Annotated in this window: 14 protein-coding genes; 8 read left to right on the top strand and 6 right to left on the bottom strand. The window is 34.9% G+C overall.

Features of this window, described 5'->3' with window-relative positions; all coding sequences use genetic code 11:
* Positions 1–71: 71 nt before the first annotated feature.
* Entirely contained in the window at positions 72–1,214 is a 1,143-nt protein-coding gene (locus HHU12_RS06340) for an acyl-CoA dehydrogenase (protein WP_169655916.1), read from the top strand.
* A 273-nt stretch (positions 1,215–1,487) separates the two neighbouring features.
* Here HHU12_RS06340 and HHU12_RS06335 read toward each other — a convergent pair whose 3' ends face one another.
* Positions 1,488–3,308 (bottom strand): glycosyltransferase, encoded by a 1,821-nt coding sequence (locus HHU12_RS06335; protein WP_169655915.1) that lies wholly within the window; start codon positions 3,306–3,308, stop codon positions 1,488–1,490.
* A 241-nt stretch (positions 3,309–3,549) separates the two neighbouring features.
* On the opposite strand from HHU12_RS06335, the gene HHU12_RS06330 reads away from it, so the two are divergent.
* The 4 genes from HHU12_RS06330 to HHU12_RS06315 all read left to right on the top strand — a co-directional run bounded on the left by HHU12_RS06330 (position 3,550) and on the right by HHU12_RS06315 (position 6,880).
* Positions 3,550–3,942 carry a CesT family type III secretion system chaperone gene (locus HHU12_RS06330; protein ID WP_169655914.1) on the top strand — a complete coding sequence of 131 codons (393 nt, stop codon included), beginning with the start codon at positions 3,550–3,552 and terminating at the stop codon, positions 3,940–3,942.
* A gap of 10 nt (positions 3,943–3,952) precedes the next feature.
* Positions 3,953–4,759 carry a PspA/IM30 family protein gene (locus tag HHU12_RS06325; RefSeq protein WP_169655913.1) on the top strand — a complete coding sequence of 269 codons (807 nt, stop codon included), beginning with the start codon at positions 3,953–3,955 and terminating at the stop codon, positions 4,757–4,759.
* Between the two features lie 297 nt (positions 4,760–5,056).
* The gene (locus tag HHU12_RS06320) at positions 5,057–5,761 is read left to right on the top strand and encodes an SPOR domain-containing protein (protein WP_169655912.1); all 705 of its coding nucleotides are present in this window, start codon (positions 5,057–5,059) and stop codon (positions 5,759–5,761) included.
* A 192-nt stretch (positions 5,762–5,953) separates the two neighbouring features.
* A complete protein-coding gene (locus HHU12_RS06315) occupies positions 5,954–6,880 on the top strand; it encodes a hypothetical protein (protein ID WP_169655911.1) in 927 nt (308 codons plus the stop codon).
* A 97-nt stretch (positions 6,881–6,977) separates the two neighbouring features.
* On the opposite strand, the gene HHU12_RS06310 is transcribed toward HHU12_RS06315, so the two are convergent.
* Both HHU12_RS06310 and HHU12_RS06305 read right to left on the bottom strand, forming a co-directional pair.
* The gene (locus HHU12_RS06310; protein WP_169655910.1) at positions 6,978–7,916 is read right to left on the bottom strand and encodes a DMT family transporter; all 939 of its coding nucleotides are present in this window, start codon (positions 7,914–7,916) and stop codon (positions 6,978–6,980) included.
* Positions 7,917–8,058: 142 nt separating this feature from the next.
* Complete coding sequence (locus HHU12_RS06305; RefSeq protein WP_169655909.1) at positions 8,059–8,697, bottom strand: DUF1684 domain-containing protein; 639 nt, start codon at positions 8,695–8,697, stop codon at positions 8,059–8,061.
* Between the two features lie 139 nt (positions 8,698–8,836).
* On the opposite strand from HHU12_RS06305, the gene HHU12_RS06300 reads away from it, so the two are divergent.
* Positions 8,837–9,205: an HIRAN domain-containing protein gene (locus tag HHU12_RS06300; RefSeq protein WP_169655908.1), complete on the top strand. Its 369-nt coding sequence runs from the start codon at positions 8,837–8,839 to the stop codon at positions 9,203–9,205.
* A gap of 25 nt (positions 9,206–9,230) precedes the next feature.
* Here the strand turns inward: HHU12_RS06300 and HHU12_RS06295 are convergent, their stop codons facing one another.
* Positions 9,231–11,705, bottom strand: a complete 2,475-nt coding sequence (locus HHU12_RS06295) for a type ISP restriction/modification enzyme (RefSeq protein WP_169655907.1) — start codon at positions 11,703–11,705, stop codon at positions 9,231–9,233.
* 329 nt (positions 11,706–12,034) lie between these two features.
* Here HHU12_RS06295 and polA point away from each other — a divergent pair, with 329 nt between their 5' ends.
* Together polA and HHU12_RS06285 are read left to right on the top strand one after the other, a co-directional pair.
* Positions 12,035–14,833 (top strand): DNA polymerase I, encoded by a 2,799-nt coding sequence (polA, locus tag HHU12_RS06290; protein ID WP_169655906.1) that lies wholly within the window; start codon positions 12,035–12,037, stop codon positions 14,831–14,833.
* Positions 14,834–14,837: 4 nt separating this feature from the next.
* Positions 14,838–15,716, top strand: a complete 879-nt coding sequence (locus tag HHU12_RS06285) for a geranylgeranylglycerol-phosphate geranylgeranyltransferase (RefSeq protein WP_169655905.1) — start codon at positions 14,838–14,840, stop codon at positions 15,714–15,716.
* 61 nt (positions 15,717–15,777) lie between these two features.
* Here HHU12_RS06285 and HHU12_RS06280 read toward each other — a convergent pair whose 3' ends face one another.
* Both HHU12_RS06280 and HHU12_RS06275 read right to left on the bottom strand, forming a co-directional pair.
* Positions 15,778–16,638: an Rpn family recombination-promoting nuclease/putative transposase gene (locus tag HHU12_RS06280; protein ID WP_169655904.1), complete on the bottom strand. Its 861-nt coding sequence runs from the start codon at positions 16,636–16,638 to the stop codon at positions 15,778–15,780.
* Between the two features lie 200 nt (positions 16,639–16,838).
* Positions 16,839–17,642 carry a DUF1338 domain-containing protein gene (locus HHU12_RS06275; protein WP_169655903.1) on the bottom strand — a complete coding sequence of 268 codons (804 nt, stop codon included), beginning with the start codon at positions 17,640–17,642 and terminating at the stop codon, positions 16,839–16,841.
* Positions 17,643–17,724: the final 82 nt, after the last annotated feature.

Below are 17,724 nucleotides of genomic sequence, written 5' to 3'. Positions count from 1 at the left end.
TTTCAACGAAGCTTTGTATATTTGAGCATTCATTCACAATAAACACAACCTAAATTTACCAATTTACACACATGAATTTTAAACTAACAGAAGAGCAGCAAGCGGTAAAAGACGCTGCTCGTGATTTCGCTCAGTCTGAATTGTTGGAGGGAGTAATTGAAAGGGATACTGAGCAACGATTTCCTGCACAGCAAGTTCGTCAGATGGGAGAGTTGGGCTTTATGTCCATGATGGTTGATCCCAAATATGGCGGAGGCGGTATGGATACAATCTCTTACGTTCTCGCTATGGAAGAAATTTCCAAAATTGATGCTTCAGCTTCCGTTTCTATGTCGGTCAACAACTCTTTAGTTTGTTGGGGACTTGAGAAATTCGGCTCAGAAGAACAAAAACAGAAATACTTGCCAAGACTTTGTTCTGGTGAAGCTATTGGAGCCTTTTGCCTTTCTGAACCTGAGGCAGGAAGTGATGCAACATCTCAAGTCACTGAGGCTATAGATAAAGGAGATCATTACTTACTGAATGGTACTAAAAACTGGATTACAAATGGTAACTCAGCTTCAATCTACCTTGTGATCGCTCAAACCGACCGTGAAAAAGGACACAGAGGTATTAACTGTCTGATTGTCGAGAAAGGTATGGAAGGTTTTGTGGTAGGGAAAAAAGAAGATAAACTAGGTATTCGAGGTTCAGATACACATATGTTGAGTTTTACAGATGTAAAAGTGCCAAAGGAAAATAGAGTAGGGGAAGATGGTTTTGGTTTTAAGTTCGCTATGGGAACCCTTAATGGGGGACGAATAGGTATTGCTGCTCAAGCATTGGGTATTGCGGCAGGTGCTTATGAACTTGCCTTGAAATACTCTAAAGAACGCAAGACATTTGGAAAGCCAATCAGTGAACATCAGGCAATCGCTTTTAAGTTAGCAGATATGGCAACGAAAATAGAAGCAGCAAGACATTTAGTTTATAAGGCAGCGTGGCTGAAAGATGAAGGAGAAGATTATAGTGAGGCTTCTGCTATGGCTAAATTATACGCATCTGAAGTAGCAATGGATGTAACAGTGGAGGCCGTTCAAGTACATGGTGGTTACGGATATGTGAAAGAATACCATGTAGAGCGTTTGATGCGTGATGCTAAAATTACACAGATTTATGAAGGTACTTCTGAGATTCAGAAAATAGTAATTTCAAGAAGTATTTTAAAAGATTAAGCAGTTGATCAATTAAAATCCAAATCTTCCGTTCTTAAGTACTAAGTCAAAATTATATAACACTAATTCATATTATTTTTTCCGATTACTGCCTTTCAAAAACTTTAAATAGAACCACTATTTATACACTTTTGAGCGTTGTATTCACAAAAAATAACTAAGAATTAATTATCATTTATTTTTGGCTTAGTACTTAATTATTAAAACGCCTCATAAAAAGAAAGCCGGTCAGCGAAATTGACCGGCTTTTATATTTTAAGGTTAATCTAAAAATTAACGTTCCAATGTAATTTGGTAAGCTTTGATATAATAATCATATAAAGCATCCCAGTCAAAGTGGATAGAGCTTTGTTCTGCCGCACTTCTTTGAGAAATTCTGTCTCTTCTTTCAGAAGTTACAAAGTCATACATATAGTTAGCTAACTCCTCAGCAGAGTGAGAATAATCGCTATTCTTTCTATGGATTACTTCAATACCATCTATACGTGTTCTCTTCAAGTCATTGATCACAAAATCACCGAAACCTGCCAAATCAGAAGTGACAGCAGGAATACCTCTTGCTACACATTCCATAGGTGTATAACCCCATGGCTCATAATATGAAGGGAATACCCCTAAGTGGCATCCTCTTACAAAATCATCATAATCAATACCGAACAGCGGGTTCATTGAAGAAACGAAATCAGGATGGTATACCAATTTCACTCTGTCTCCCTCAAAGTTCAATAACCCAGAAGAACGAGCAAAGTTTAAGATGTCGTCCTTGCTGTCATCTTGAAGATTGTGCGTTGTAATAAATGGCAAACGGTCTGTTTTCCAAGATTGTACAGTTCTTCTTAATTGAAGTCTTAAGCTTTCAGGAATAAGGTCCTCAATAGAAGGTGTAGAATAAGTATCACCTTTAGAAGCCATATAGAATAACCTTTCACCTACGGAACGCTCCATAGCATCACAGATTTTTCTAATTTCTCCTAAAACTGCTCTTGATTCTAATTCAATAGGGTTGATGGAATTGTATTCTTTCTTGGTGATAAAGAAAGTGACCACCGTTTTATTAATATTGTTGACGCGAAGTTTGTGATTTAAACGAGCTAATGCTTCTAATGTTAAATCAAAACCTTTGTTCTTGAATTCGTATCTACCCGAAGTAAAGAAGTATAATGTATTATCAAGATCAAAAGAGTAAGATTGGAAGAAGTGTCCCATTACAAACTCGTGAATCTTTTCTTTATATATCTGGTGTAGGTTTTGTGACTCGTGAAGCGCTTCAAAACGATTGATATTAATACCATTAGGTACAATAGCATCAATATCTCTTCCTAGTAAATATTTACATTCAATAGCAGTCAACCTACTTACAGTACTGAAGGTATGTGCTCCATGTGCCGCTGATCTTTCGATAGCAACTTGTGGGAGTATATTAAAGTGAGTAGCTTCTTTTTCCCAATCATAAATCCCTTTCTCTAAATTATCATAGAAACTAGGGTCGTTCATTGCTAAGTATCTACCTAATAATGTAGCATGGGTAGTAAATACACACTTGATATCTAAATTTCTTCTGCGGATTTCAGGAATCGGTATACCTGCCATCCATTCGTGCATATGTGCGATAATATTTTGCTGATGCTGGTTTTGATCGTGTAATTCTTGGAAGAAGTCAGTGATTTGACTTGCTAACATGATGGTTTGATCAAAAAGTTCATCTCCATCAAATGATGGAATATTATGACTTTCCCAATTAGATTTTTTAATATCAGTAAGTTTCCAAGCTTCGTTGTATGGATTGAAAAGTACCACTCTTGGGCGACCCGAAACTAACCATCTACCGTAAGAAACTTCATATCCACGAGCACGTAAAGAACGAACAGTTCTGGAAACCAGATCGTTACCTTCATCAGAAATTGGTTCAAAAATCGCGGATACATTACTATTCACATAAGGACCTACTAAACAATAGTTATCATCTCCAAAAGAAGAGAGAACGTTTAATATTTTTGACTTGATTACTGTATAGATCCCGCCTACTTGGTTACACACTTCCCATGCTCCTTCAATTAAAAGGGGGGAATCTTTAAGATGATTATTTTTTGGCATATAGAATTTGGTAGTTTATTTTATCATTGAAATTTGCTTCAACCGATTGCATCAAATATACTATTCCTTTTTCTAAAAATTTTTCATACGCCATAAAAAATATCCAAAAAAATATTTTTTTATTGATAACGTGAGTTTTATACTGCATTTTTATAAAATATTAATTATTTCTTGTCTTTTAAGTATCCAAATTCTGGTTATATTCGTATTATCAGTTATTAATAAATTAAATTACAACACAATGAGTTACTTTAATAAAGTAAAGGGCTATTTGCTAAACCTCGGTTATGATATAAAAAGTGAGGACCTAGAGGAGGAACTTTTTATCATTTCTGATGAAGAAGAAGGGCTGATTAATGTTATTGTCGACTGTGAGGACCCAATCCTAATTGTAGAAATGCATATCCTAGAGCTTAACAACAACGACCCTGAATTCTACAGAACCCTACTTGAGAAAAACCGTAGCAGCGTACACGGAGCATTTGTAATTGATGCTGAAGGAAACAGAGTGCTATTCAGAGACACATTAGAGCTGGAAAATCTGGATGAGAACGAAATAGAAGGAACACTGAACGCATTTAAACTAATGATCAGTGAGAACTTCGACCTTTTATTAAATTACGCACAAAACTAAACAGAAAAATATGTCATTCTTTAAGAGAGTATTCGGTTGGATGTCCGCAGAATCACATGCCGCGATGGACAAATTAGAAGATCCTATCAAAATGACGGATCAAGGTATACGTGAATTGAAGACGGACTTGGATAAAAGTTTGCAAGGGTTGGCTCAAGTGAAAGCTATTGCAATCAGATCAAGAAAAGAATACGAACAACATAAACAAGCAGCTGTAGATTGGGAAAGAAAAGCTGTATTGTTACTACAAAAAGCAAACTCAGGACAAATTGATGTTGCAGAAGCAGATCGCTTGGCAACAGAAGCTTTGAGCAAGAAAGAACAAGCAGCGGCTGCAGCGCAGACACATGAAAAGATGGTTGTTCAAAACGAAGCTCAGGTGAACAAAATGGAGCAAAACATCCAACGTCTAAAATCTCAGATTTCGCAATGGGAAAATGAGGCGAAGACATTGAAAGCAAGAGCTAAAGTAAGTGAAGCTTCTTCTAAAATCAACAAGCAACTGGCTAGTATCGACTCAAGCAGTACTGTAGCTATGCTAGAGAGAATGAAGAATAAAGTGGAGGAGACAGAAGCATTGGCTGAATCTTATGGTGATATTGCAGATACAAATGTAACGATTGATGATGAAATCAATAAAGCAATTGGACCAGGAAGCGGTACTTCTTCATTGGCACTTGATCAGTTAAAAGAAAAAATGAGACTTGGAGCAGGAGGAGCTTCTGCTGGAAGTGAAGCCGCATCAGGTGGAGCATCTGCCCCTCAGGGAGAGTCTGAATTGGATAAATTGAAAAATCAATTGAATAATAATCAGTAATGATTACTTCATCATTGTAGTACAAATATCCAAACTCATTTTATAATACAGAATTTACTTCGAATAGTGATACTTTGTATTGTAAGATGAGTTTTTTTTATGTCTCACTAATTATTTTTTTAGACTAAAAATGGAAATTTACTCATGATTGATTAGCTTTATAATAAGAATTGGAATTGTATCACTACTATTGGTTTCAGATTAGTCCTTTTAAGACTGGTTTTGATTGATACTGTAATACAATTGAAAGATAAATTTAATTACAATTTTATTCTCCTGAAACGATCCTTGGATATAATGAAAAATCAAATTTTACCTATTGCACTTGTTATTTTTTCATTCATGTTAGCACCGGATTCTTTTGCTCAAAGTAAGAAAAAATTGAAGCAAATGAATGCTCAGTTAACGACTGAAAATACTGAATTAAGAAAAAGCAAGACGGAACTAGAGAAGAAGTCAAATTCATTGCAGACAATGAATGATCAGATGAAGTATGAGGTAGAAGGTTTAAAAGCTGATATTAATTCACTTCAACAAAAAAACGCAGCATTGCAAAATGAGGTAAATGCATTATCTGAGTCTAATGAGGCTTATGAAGAGAAATTAGCTTCATATGCAACATCTGGTAGTGGTGGAAACGTAGCAACAGCTGGTAATAATATGCCTTCCAACTCTGGTCAATGTTCAAGCCGTCAAGGTAAATTGCAAAATAACCGCACTTACTTTGTTGACTTAAGCAGTCAAATTATTTCACACGGATGGGGTGTTCAAGTTTATTCTACTGCCGACTTATGTGATGCACAAGGGTATGCTGAAAAGTTTGAAAACCACTACAAAATGTGGAAGACTTACGTGAAAGTAACAGAGCAAAATGGCAAGCAAGTATACAGTGTTGTATACGGTTCATTGAAGTACCAAGATCAAGCTAAAGTTTACTTAGAAAACTTTAAAAAGATTGGAAGAAATCAAGATGAACAAAGTGCTGTTTTAGTACAACACTAAGAAAATATTCTCTTATAATATGGAAAGGAGGCGTACGTCTCCTTTTTTTTTAAATCTATTGTATTTAAACTCTTGTATTTTTTTATAATTACACTTTAAGAGGGAGACTATTACCATATTTGTTGTAATATTAGCTGAATGGAATATTTATTGCACCTATTCCAATTACAAATTTAAATCATTAAACAAGAAGTGAAAAATCCTACTGTTGCATATACATGGAGAAAAGTGATTCGTTGGTTCTACGTCTACTTTGTAGCCTGTTTTTTAATTGCAGTAGGAAATTTTAGCTCCTTCAGGCAGATTGAAGATCATGATGCTGTGCTTGAGAAGGTGTTGGATATTCGACAGAAGTCCATGAGAATGACACTAGCAGCACAGGAATTCCTTTCTTATGAAGCACACTACGAAGACTTTCATAAGTCAAGAGAAGCGACTCCTATCATGAAGGAATACCATAAAATTGATAAAAACTTAGAACTTTACATCTCTTCAATTCTTGGTTCCAATTCCTCTTGGAAAGTAGAATACGAAAATGATTTGGATGCATTTTTTCTTTTATTGAAAACCCACAGAAAAACATTTTCCAAGATCATAACACAGCTCAAGTATAGAGGTTCTCGTAATTCAGGGATGATCGGTGACTTACAAAAAAGAACGAAAGCTTTAGCTAGTGATCCTTATGTAAACATTGTGTCATTAGAAAGAATGAAATTACTGGAGAAGAGTTACCTTCTTTCTGCTGATACTTCAGAGTTTTATAAAATCAGAGAGCTAAACCATCATATGCAAAAGGAAATAAAAAATATACCTATGGCTGAGAGTCATAGATATACCCTTTTGAACAACTTGAAAAGATATAACTCAACTCTTTTGAAAATTGTAAATGTAGATTTAACGATTGGTTTTAGAGGAGATAAAGGCTTGACATTGAACCTTCAGAAAAACACAGAGGATATCATCAATCTTTCTCAGAAAATGTATAACGAGGCAAAGAAGAAAAAAGATGATTGGATGTCCTACAGTAGGTGGCTTTCGGTCATTTTTGGTACGCTTTCCATCAGTGTACTCCTAGTACTTAGTTTAACCTCTCATGAATTACTGAGTAAGATGAAATAACCTTTTGAAGTTTAAGTTTAGATATACAAAAATCCCAAGGTGAAAGAATGCTATCATTACTTTTACCTTGGGATTTTCTTTTTTATCGTAGAACTCCTTAAGCTTTTTCAGGAGCAACTTTATCGAGTTTGAAAATTAACTTGGCAAGTGGCATCGCTAGGATTGCAAAGGCGATGATAAACGCTCCTCCATAGAAATATAAATCCATAATTTCACTTTCACCAAAGAAAAAATAGGCCATCACACCACCATAAATAGGGGCTAAGTTATTAGCCAGTGATATGCTGAAGGGGGTGATTTTCTGCATTACTCTAACAATAGATGAATAAGCAATGATAGAGAAAACAATGGCCAAAACGATGATCAAAACAACATCAACAAGTGTAGGGATAGCAAAAGGACCCTGTTTGATGAATTTCAAATAATATGGTAGTACCGCCGCTGTGGCAAGAAAAGCACCAAGCATTTGATAGAACGTAATAACTAAGTAGTGGTACTGTCTAGAAGATTTTGAGGTAAGAATTGTAACCAAAGCAGCGAAAAAGGCGGCTAGAATGGCTGTAAACATTCCTTCGCTGTAGGCAAAACTGGAACTGAAAATCATATAAACACCAAACAATGCAGACAAACCTGTCATTAATTCATTGAATGTGGGTTTTTTCTTAGAGAAAATTGGGTAAACAAAACTTACCCACACAGGCGTTGTGGCCATTCCCACCAAGGTTACAGATGTATTGGAGGTTTTAGCTGCTATAACGAACAAAACCCAATAAATCGAGGTGAGCATTCCGGTAAATACCAATAAAAGTATATGAGAAGTCTTGACCTTGAGTGATATTTTCTTGATGCTTAAAAAGATAAATATCATCACAAATGCAGTCATTGTTCTTAAAAAAACAATTTCAACTGAGGACAAGGATATATAGATATTAATAATTGGAATTGTACTAGAACACAATATCCAAAAGTGCAACTCTAAATAAGCACGTTTATTATCTGTGGTTGCGAGTTTATTAATAATTTTATCAAATGACATTGAGCAATAAAAAGTGTAATGTGTCAACTACCTAACCTACAAATTACCATTAATTTTTAACTATCCCTAATAGGACAGCTGGATTGAAATGAATACCCCTTAAAATTGATAGTAATGATAGATTTTGTCATTCATCACTCTATTACAGGTGATATTTTTTCTCCCCTGCGTTAATCTCTATCGTCATTTGATTTTCTAAAGGAGGCAAAGGACAATCATAGCTGTCATTGTAAGCACAATAAGGATTATAAGCTTTATTAAAATCGATCACAGTTTGCATAGCTCCTTTTTTCAAGCCCCTTAGTTCAATATATCTTCCTGCACCATAAGTGGTTTTTCCTGAAGTTTGATCACGGAAAAGTACCATTGTTAAGCCTTTTGTCAGAGGGTTTGGCAGTGCATTTTGAAGCAGTACTAATTTTTGTTCTTGATTTCCAATTTTGAAAGTTGCCCAAGCTACTTTTTTATACGTTCTAGGGTCTCCGTTCGTAGAGGCAATTTTTATAGTTGAGGGTTTGTCAGCCCATTCTAAGGAGGCATTGACAATAAATTTCTTGTCAGGTGTGTAATAGTTTAGGCTTTTAAAAGCGTCAATCTCTTCTTTTTTAAGTGGTGAAGTTTGTTCGTTTTTGAATTCCTCATTTTTCTCCGCTCTTTCAATATTCATTTTTTCAAGATATTTACCCTGCTCCAAGTTTGAGTTAGAAGATAAATAAGTGTAAACAATGACCACGGCTATTAGGGCAAATAAAGCAATTTTTATGATTTGAGACAGTTTCATAATGTTATTTTGAGACCTTTTTTAATATAATAAATATATAACTTTTTTAAGAAAAAATAAAACCAAGTTTAGTTTTATAGGAATATAATTATAAATTATTGTATATTGCTAATAATTACTAAATAATAATAATGATTCTATGGTTAAACCTTTTACTCACAGCGAAGAAAAAGATTTACTATCTAATCTAAGTAAAACGCTTCTCTTTGAGGGCTATGTTGCAGGATTTCAATACTATTCGGATAAAGATACAGAATGGGGAATTATGCGACAACCAATCAAATTAATCAGAAATACTGCCAATGAATACGATGAGTTTGCAACGGCAGTTTTTGCAGGTGATAAAATGATCGGCTATGTTCCTAGAGAAGTGAGTAAATCTATTGCTGAAAAACTGGAAAGTGAAGAAGTAATCGAAGCCGAACTCGTTGAGGTGGATCCTTCAGCACCTGACCAGAAGAAAGTGCTCTTTCGCATTTGGAATTACAATTACGAAGAGGCTACCTAAATACTATTGATAATTCATTTTGCCGTTAATTTCTACGTTTTAATCGAAACTTTTGCCCTGAATTTTCAAATAGCTGATCTGGTAGAGTGTTTTTTACTTTCAAGTAGTACTGCGCTTGAAGTTGAATACTTTTCAATAGGTCTAATCTATTGATGATCGCTATTTCAGACTTATAGTATTTTTGCAAATCTTTATTGAGAGGTTTTCTTTCTCTATACTCTTGAAGTATGAGTTGGAAAACCTTTTGTTTATCCCATTCTCCTGTTTTTTGTTCATCCGTTAGTCCACTGATTTTCTGTGTATTATTGATGTTAATGTCCGTATCTTCACTTTCTTCTGTTATTTCATTGAAAGTGAAGTGAATGACATCAATAGAAGTGGTGCCAGACAAGAAGATCTCTTTACCCATTTTAGACCAAGTCCAGAAATCATTTAATAATGGAATTCTAGGAGGTAATGCTTTCAGTTCTTTTTCAAAATCATTTTGATATAAAGGATGATTTAGAATAGCAAAGCAGTAATAGAAAATGTTCTCTTTGGACAAAGCTTTCACTTTAGTTTCATTTTCTATTTTTCCTTTCTCTAATTCACCGATGGTGTTGATTATTTTTTTGGAAGACTTATTGATCTCCTGCATCATCACTTTTTTCTCCGTTGATCCTCTAAAAAGCTGATGCATTTTTTGAGTCAACTGATGTAAAAGTTTAGTGACATCCTCTAGGTTGTTCTCTTTATCTTCTGCTAAATCAGAAAGTTGTTTAGTGAATTTATGAAGGACAGGAAGTCTGTTGGTATATCTTTCAATTATTTTGATTTCACTTACAAGCAACTCTTGAATTGACCCAACCGAATTGTTTAATTCTACTTTTGGAAGCCTCGAAACGTAATATTGCTTGAAACGATCCAACGCCCAGTCACTGATGTTGCTGCTGTAAGAATGATCTTCTTTATAAATATTCAACGGCAATATTGTTGAAAATTGGTTTCTACTATAATAAGTAGAGAGAAGTGCCTGATTTGAAGGTGTGACTTCCAATCCTAAGTCCTTATGCATGGATAGGGCAAAAGTAGGATTTTCAATTTGAAAACCATGGTGCTGTAAAGTATCCCAGTTATCAGTATCTCTGTTTGAAACATAGGCCCATTTCTTTAAAAACGGCTTGACGTAAATTCGACTTAAATTCGTATCCGTTACTACCGTTTTCTTATCTAACCCTAGCGTTTCTTTTTGCTGTTGGTTTTTATAATAAAGATTGACTTTGTCAATCAATTGTTTCTTATTAAAATCTGTATGCCACGATCTATTCTTCAGGTTCAAAGTTGGCAAAGACTGATTGAAGATGCTTTTTTCTTTGTCTGAAATTAAGCAGAGGAAGTTTTTATACTCATCAGAAGATAACGTGATCCAATCGTCAGAATCTTCATGGACATGCGCAAAATCCTCTAGATAACTCGGAGCATAAAAAACACCTTCTTTTTCTTCTTCTTTACTGAAAATAAAGCAGTAAACCACCTGCGAAGAATATTGTTGGGCTTGAATATAGACTCTTTGACAAATATTTGAAACGGTTTTTCTCCAATTTTTGTACTCCGGAGCAGCCGCCAGAGAGTGATCCCCTCTAATCACTAAAATACCATTATTGCCTAGTCTTTCTTTTGCCCATAAAAACCAGTAAGAGACTGGATTTCTGTAAGAATCATTTCTGAATGTCTTTTTGACTTTATTTACCCAATCTTTGTGAGCTGTTCTGTTCCCAAGAGACATCTGTTGAATAGTACCGAAAACAATTTGTACTGGATCTCTATTCAGGTTGATCAGTTTATTAAGGTTACTGTCACTTTCAATGAAATCCAAGTGCTTTTGTCCTTGAGGCTTGATATTGACAAAACATAAGCTATTGCCAAAAGAGCGGGTGCTAGCAGGAATAATTACGGCACTCCAGTAATAGGCGAGTAAATCGTAACAAACGATCGTATTGGATTTTGCTTCAATATCAAGAAAAGGAGGTAAAGTAAAGGAAGGGTATAAATACTGAGCATTGGTGCCCGAGTTATTCAAATGCTTTTTCATTAGCGATCTGAACATCCCAAGAAAATAATTAGGTAAGGGTTCACCTTCTTCTCTACCCATTAAAGTCGTGAAAAGTGCTTCCTTATTATTTTGTTCTACTAAAAGATGAGTGATGTTTTCAGAAATGGATTGATAACTTCTTTGAATCAGTTCATTATCAATGCTTTTAGAAGTCAGCTCTTCGAATGCATTATAAATAGAGTCATTCAAGACCTCTTCCTGACGCTCTTTTTCAATTAAAATGGAGAGGATATGCTTACTTACAATGTGTTCACTGACAAACTTTAAAAGGTCTTCTACCTCAAATGTGGGAAAGAAAGACTTTTTAAAGACTTTGATCAATTCAGTACTGTTTTCCTGAATCTGTGATTTATAATTTCCAGCATATAAAAGTTGCTGTTGTAAGTTTTGTATCGCTTCTCCTACCAAACCTCTTTACTTTTTTAAGTTCAAAATAGAACAGATGAATCGGTGAACCTAAAAGCAGAATTTTGTCTATTATGAAATTTCATAAAATCAAAAGTTCATTAAAATAGGGTTTTGATTCATCATCTGCCTCAAATTGTCAATTGAATTGCAAATATTATTGCAAACGTACAACAAGAATATAAATCTTCGAAATCCGATTAGTATATTCGTAAAAAAATTAAGATATAACTACAAAATCATGAAGTGCAGGTGAAGGATTCCCTCTATGATTGATGACATGATTTTTTAGAATAGAAACTGTATAGAGTGTCTTAAAGACCAACTAAATTATGAAGAAATTATTTCTGCTTGATGGCATGGCCCTTATTTTCCGTGCCCATTTTGCCCTAATACGTAATCCGCGTATCAATTCTAAAGGAGTGAATACAAGTGCTCCAATGGGGTTTGTGAACTCTTTATTGGAAATACTTAAAAAGCAGAATCCTACACATATTGGTGTTTCATTTGATTTGCCGGGCCCAACTTTCAGACATGAGATGTTTGAAGAGTACAAAGCCAACAGACAAGAAACACCGGAAGATATTTCTATTGCTATTCCCATCGTAAAGAAAATTGTGGATGCTTTTAATATCCCAAGATTAGAAGTGGAAGGTTACGAAGCTGATGATGTGATTGGTACATTGGCCAAAGAAGCGTCAAAGCAAGGTTTTCAGACTTTTATGATGACTCCCGATAAGGATTATGCTCAATTAGTAGATGAAAATACATTTTTGTATAGACCATCGACTAAAGGGGGGATCGAGATTCTAGGAGAAAAAGAAGTACTGGAAAAATTTGACTTGGATAGAATTGACCAAGTGATTGACTTGCTAGGACTTCAAGGTGATGCGGTGGATAATATCCCAGGTATTCCAGGAGTTGGTCCTAAAACGGCTGTGAAATTGTTGAAACAATACAGCACAGTAGAAGGTATTCTTGAGCATTCTTCAGAATTAAAAGGGAAACTGAAGGAAAGAGTAGAAGGAAACAAAGAACAGGCGATTCTTTCAAAAGAGTTAGCAACAATTAAAATAGATGTTCCAATTGCTTTTGAGGAAGAAAAACTTAAAGTACAGGAACCGAACAAGGAAGAGATCGTAAAGATTTTCAATGACCTTGAATTCAAAACATTATTAGGACGATTATTCCCAGATGCGAAACCTGCCCCTGCTAAAAAAGTAGTGAAAGCTGGTGAACAAGCATCATTATTTGGAGCTCCAGCACCATCAGCAAAGACTGAAACAGTAGAGGAAGTTGTTGAAGAGGAAGAGTTGAGCGGGCCTGATTCAATTGGTACTGTAGATAAAAACTACAGGATGATTGATACAGAGGAGCGTTATCAAGAATTGATTACTTACCTCTCAAAACAAAAAGAATTTGCTTTTGATACAGAAACATCTTCTTTGGATGCTTTAGAAGCTCAAATCGTAGGAATGTCATTTTCTGCTCAAAAGGATGAAGCTTATTATGTGCCTGTACCTTTAGACAAAGAGGAAGCCGATAAAGTGTTAGAGCACTTCAAACCATTGTTTGAAAATGAGTCAATTCTTAAGATTGGCCAGAATCTGAAGTATGACTTGCAAGTAATGGATACGGCAGGAGTAAAGGTGAAAGGTCCTTTCTTTGATACCATGTTGGCACACTACTTAATTGAGCCAGACAAACGTCATGGTATGGACAGCCTTTCTGAAACTTACCTCAACTATATTCCAGTTTCTATTGAAACAGTATTGGGCAAAAAAGGGAAGAAGCAGAAGAATATGAAAGACTTGCCAGCTTCTGAAATATATGAATATGCTTGTGAAGATGCGGATGTTACTCTTCAGTTGAAAGAGCAGTTCTTACCAATTTTAGAGGAGAAAGGTCTAAAAGAATTATTTGAAAACCTTGAAATGCCATTGCTTGAGACGTTGAGAGAAATGGAAAAAGAAGGTGTTAATTTAGACGTACCTTCATTGGAGCAATATTCTGTACAGATTGGGAAGGAAGTAGAGCAGCTGGAAAAAGATATTTATGCCTTGGCGGGAGAGGAGTTTACAATTTCATCTCCAAAACAGCTGGGTGTGATTCTTTTTGAAAAAATGAAGTTGGTAGATAAACCAAAAAAGACCAAAACGGGTCAATATGCTACAGGTGAAGAGATTCTTCAAGGTTTGAAACAGCATGAAATTGTTGAGAAGATTTTAGATTTCAGACAACTGGCGAAGCTGAAAAGTACTTATGTAGATGCTCTTCCTAAACTTATCAAGGCAGATGGTAGAGTGCATACAACGTACAATCAAGCTGTAGCCGCAACAGGTCGTTTGAGTTCAACAGATCCAAACTTGCAGAATATTCCAATTAAAACTTCAAGAGGTAGAGAGATCAGAAAAGCTTTTGTGGCAAGAGATGAAAACTACACTTTTGTAGCCGTGGATTACTCTCAAGTGGAATTGAGAATTATGGCGGCTTTCAGTAAAGATGAAGAAATGCTCAACGCCTTTAAGGAAGGAAGAGATATTCATACAGCGACTGCTGCAAAAGTATTTAAAGTAGCGGAAGCAGATGTTGAGCCAGAAATGAGAAGAAGAGCAAAGACGGCTAACTTCGGTATTATCTATGGTGTATCTGCTTTTGGACTTTCTCAGCAATTGAATATTGCAAGAAGTGAGGCAAAAGAGTTGATTGATAACTATTTTGTGGAATTTCCTGCTATCAAAAAATACATGGACGATGTGATTGCGAAAGCAAGAGATAATGAGTATGTAGAAACATTGATGGGAAGAAGAAGATATTTAAGAGATATCAATTCTAGAAACTTCACGGTGAGAGGTATGGCGGAACGAAACGCTATTAATGCACCAATTCAAGGTACTGCTGCTGATATCATCAAGAAAGCCATGATTGAGATTCAAGAATGGATGAATTCTCAGAACTTAAAATCAAAAATGATACTTCAAGTGCATGACGAATTGATCTTTGATGTGCATAACGATGAATTAGAATTAATGACTTCCAAAATAAAGGAAATGATGGAAAGTGCTTACGACATCGGTGTTCCTTTAGAAGTGGAAGTAGGTAAAGGTATAAATTGGTTAGAAGCCCATTAATAGAATGAGTAAACCACAAACAGAACAAACTTTTTTTATCAACATAAAAGACTTTTTGAGTCTTATCAGAGCCAACAACCTTCTTATCATATTGTTCACACAATGGATGGGAAGGATCTTTTTGGTAGGTCCTAGTACCGAATGGAAATTCCTTTTACAGGATGTTTCTTTTTGGTTGTTGACTTTGGCAACAGTACTGATAGCAGCCTCCGGATATATCATCAATGATTATTATGATATAAAAATTGATGCTGTCAACCGACCTAACAAGCAGGTGGTAGGTAAAGTAATGAAAAGGAGGGTAGCGATTCTAACGCATACCGTATTTAATTTTACGGGTATTTTTATTGGGTTTTACCTCTCAAAAGAAGTTGGAATTGTGTGTTTTATCGCTTCCTTTTGGCTTTGGCTGTATTCAAATGAACTGAAAAGAAGAGCTTTTATAGGAAATGTAAGTGTGGCAGCGATCACAGCATTCTCCATTTTCTTGATTAATATTTACTTTGCTGATCACAATAGAGCTGTATACGAGTTTGGAATTTTCTCTTTCTTCGTGTCGCTTATTCGTGAGATTATCAAAGATTTAGAAGACAAGGAAGGGGATGTGAAATTTGGGTGTAAAACGTTACCAATTATATGGGGTGATGCAAAAACCAAAAAGCTGATTTACCTTTTGTTCTCTTTGTTCATTGCCATTTCTTTTGTCATTGTTTATGAAATGGAGGAACCCTACATACAGTATTATTTCTTTATTCTATCACTTCCAGCCTTCATGATGATTTACAAATTAGTGAAGGCGGTATCTAGTAAAGATTATGGAAAGATAAGTTCTTTTATAAAGTACTATATGGTGGCAGGCATTTTAGGGATGTTTTTCATCTAAAAATTATGCAGTTAAAGGAAAAAGCCAGATTCATCGTTATGTGGAATCTGGCTTTTTCATATTAAAGATTTTCAATTTCATCTCTAGAGAGTCCGGTTGATTTCATTATTAGTTCAATGTCTGCTCCATTTTCTTTTAGCGATTTTGCAATTTGAACTTTCTCATCTTTCCTGACTTTATCTTCAGCATCAATTTTCATTGTCCATTCAATGCTAGCTTTATAGCTTAGGTTTTCCATATGTCGAACATAGTTTTTCTTTTCCTCTTCAGAAAGACGATCCACTCTCCATAATTTTCTAGCCTCTCCTATACCTTTAGCAGTAAATTCTTCCTTTATATCATCATTTTTGAAATAATAGATCCACTGATCTAAGGTGTCTTTAGCATGATTATCAAATTGATTTACTTTGATGACATAAAATTCAGGAAATAACTGATAAGGGTAGGACTTGTCAGTTAGTAATTCCTTCTGTTTTGGGGATAATGTAAGTTTGTCATTTTGATGAATTCCATGAAAATCAGTTTTACCATGGTAAACATAATCATCGCCTTGTCCTAAATCAAAATAAACAATATTTACAGAATAAACTTTTTTGACATCTCTATAAGGTTGACCTAATTTTAAGTATTCAGCAATGACTTTTGATGTTCCATAAAGCATCCTATGGAAGTAATCATATTCTTTTTGATTTTGAATTTCAATGATTACAAATTCCCCTTTTGAATTTTTGACTAAGATATCTACACGGTTGAATTTGTCTTCTTCAGAAATTTGATTACTCTCACTCTCTAAAATATCCTCAATTTCAATTTTTTCTTTGAGTAGTTCAGTCAAAAAACCTTCTAAAACAGTATAATCTGCTTTATTTCTCAAGAGCCTCTTGATTGCCCAGTCAAACCGAATGATATTTCTTGAATTCATAAGCTATTTTTTACAAAAATAGTGGTTTTATGTTGCACAACCACTATAAAAAAAGAAACTCTACAATATTGCAGAGTTCCTTAGTATAATAATAAAAGTTCTAGATAATCCTGAATTGGTTAGAAAAAGGTGTCCGATAGTCGTTGAAATATTGTATAACGTATAACTTTAGAAAGTTTCATATTTTTTGATTGAGAGTTTTATTTTGAAAGAACGGTATCTGTGCTTTCAAATATTTTATCAGCAGATGAAGCGATAAAACCTTCGAAAAGTGCTCCTGTACTGTCTTCGTATCTTTTTGCGAATTCATAATAACAAGATGGCACTTCGTATTCGCCTTCTTGGAAATCGATTTTTACCTTATCAGCAAGAATACTAGATTGTTCTAGTAGTTGTTCTTTGCTTCCTTTGATCTCTCCGCCAGATGTATTCATCTTAAAACCATTGTCTTTTAAAAATTGATTTACATCTTCTAGTGTTTCAAAATTATTCAGCTTATTGCAGTGAATTGTAAAGTGATTCGCTCTGAAACCAAATACATACATCCATCCAGCATATTCAGATTCTTCAACAAGACGCTGGTAGATTTTATAAGAAGGCTTTGACCAAACACAACCACTTAATAGCAATTGGTCAATTTCCATATCTTCTACTCCAGATGCTGCAATAACAGAATCAGCTACATCTTGCAGAAATTCACTGCATAACTCAAGGCGTAATTCTGAAATGAAAATTTTAGGAGCGTCTTTGTCGCTACGGTGTTGGAAGTGTGCCGCTTTTAGTTTTTTGGCCTCAAAGATATATTCGCCTTTTTTTTCATACCCCATACGGATAAAAGGTTCAGAGAGACGCTCAACATTCACTAATGGATTGTTGAAAGTACGAATAGCAATATGATCGTTTTCGATTTTTTCGCCTTTGTCCTCAAAAATGGACTGGATCTTAGCTGCAGAAGGTGTGATTTCTACATATTGATCCCAAAGCTTCTCAAGGATGTTTTTCATGTGTTTAAATTGGTAATGTTTGGTCTTATTAAATATAAATGTAAAAAATACGTTTATTGGTAGTGCAAATATACAAATGAAT

Origin of the sequence: Flammeovirga aprica JL-4, from assembly GCF_012844305.1 — a bacterium.
GTDB lineage: Bacteria > Bacteroidota > Bacteroidia > Cytophagales > Flammeovirgaceae > Flammeovirga > Flammeovirga aprica.
The sequence above is the reverse complement of the archived record's forward strand: the minus strand, read 5'-3'. Positions and strand labels throughout refer to the sequence as shown.

What these genes read in the sequence shown, in the direction of transcription:
- HHU12_RS06340 (WP_169655916.1), top strand. Translation starts at nt 72, where the DNA reads ATGAATTTTAAACTAACAGAAGAGCAGCAAGCGGTAAAAGACGCTGCT.
- HHU12_RS06335 (WP_169655915.1), bottom strand. Translation starts at nt 3,308, where the DNA reads ATGCCAAAAAATAATCATCTTAAAGATTCCCCCCTTTTAATTGAAGGA.
- HHU12_RS06330 (WP_169655914.1), top strand. Translation starts at nt 3,550, where the DNA reads ATGAGTTACTTTAATAAAGTAAAGGGCTATTTGCTAAACCTCGGTTAT.
- HHU12_RS06325 (WP_169655913.1), top strand. Translation starts at nt 3,953, where the DNA reads ATGTCATTCTTTAAGAGAGTATTCGGTTGGATGTCCGCAGAATCACAT.
- HHU12_RS06320 (WP_169655912.1), top strand. Translation starts at nt 5,057, where the DNA reads ATGAAAAATCAAATTTTACCTATTGCACTTGTTATTTTTTCATTCATG.
- HHU12_RS06310 (WP_169655910.1), bottom strand. Translation starts at nt 7,916, where the DNA reads ATGTCATTTGATAAAATTATTAATAAACTCGCAACCACAGATAATAAA.
- HHU12_RS06305 (WP_169655909.1), bottom strand. Translation starts at nt 8,697, where the DNA reads ATGAAACTGTCTCAAATCATAAAAATTGCTTTATTTGCCCTAATAGCC.
- HHU12_RS06300 (WP_169655908.1), top strand. Translation starts at nt 8,837, where the DNA reads ATGGTTAAACCTTTTACTCACAGCGAAGAAAAAGATTTACTATCTAAT.
- polA (WP_169655906.1), top strand. Translation starts at nt 12,035, where the DNA reads ATGAAGAAATTATTTCTGCTTGATGGCATGGCCCTTATTTTCCGTGCC.
- HHU12_RS06285 (WP_169655905.1), top strand. Translation starts at nt 14,838, where the DNA reads ATGAGTAAACCACAAACAGAACAAACTTTTTTTATCAACATAAAAGAC.
- HHU12_RS06280 (WP_169655904.1), bottom strand. Translation starts at nt 16,638, where the DNA reads ATGAATTCAAGAAATATCATTCGGTTTGACTGGGCAATCAAGAGGCTC.
- HHU12_RS06275 (WP_169655903.1), bottom strand. Translation starts at nt 17,642, where the DNA reads ATGAAAAACATCCTTGAGAAGCTTTGGGATCAATATGTAGAAATCACA.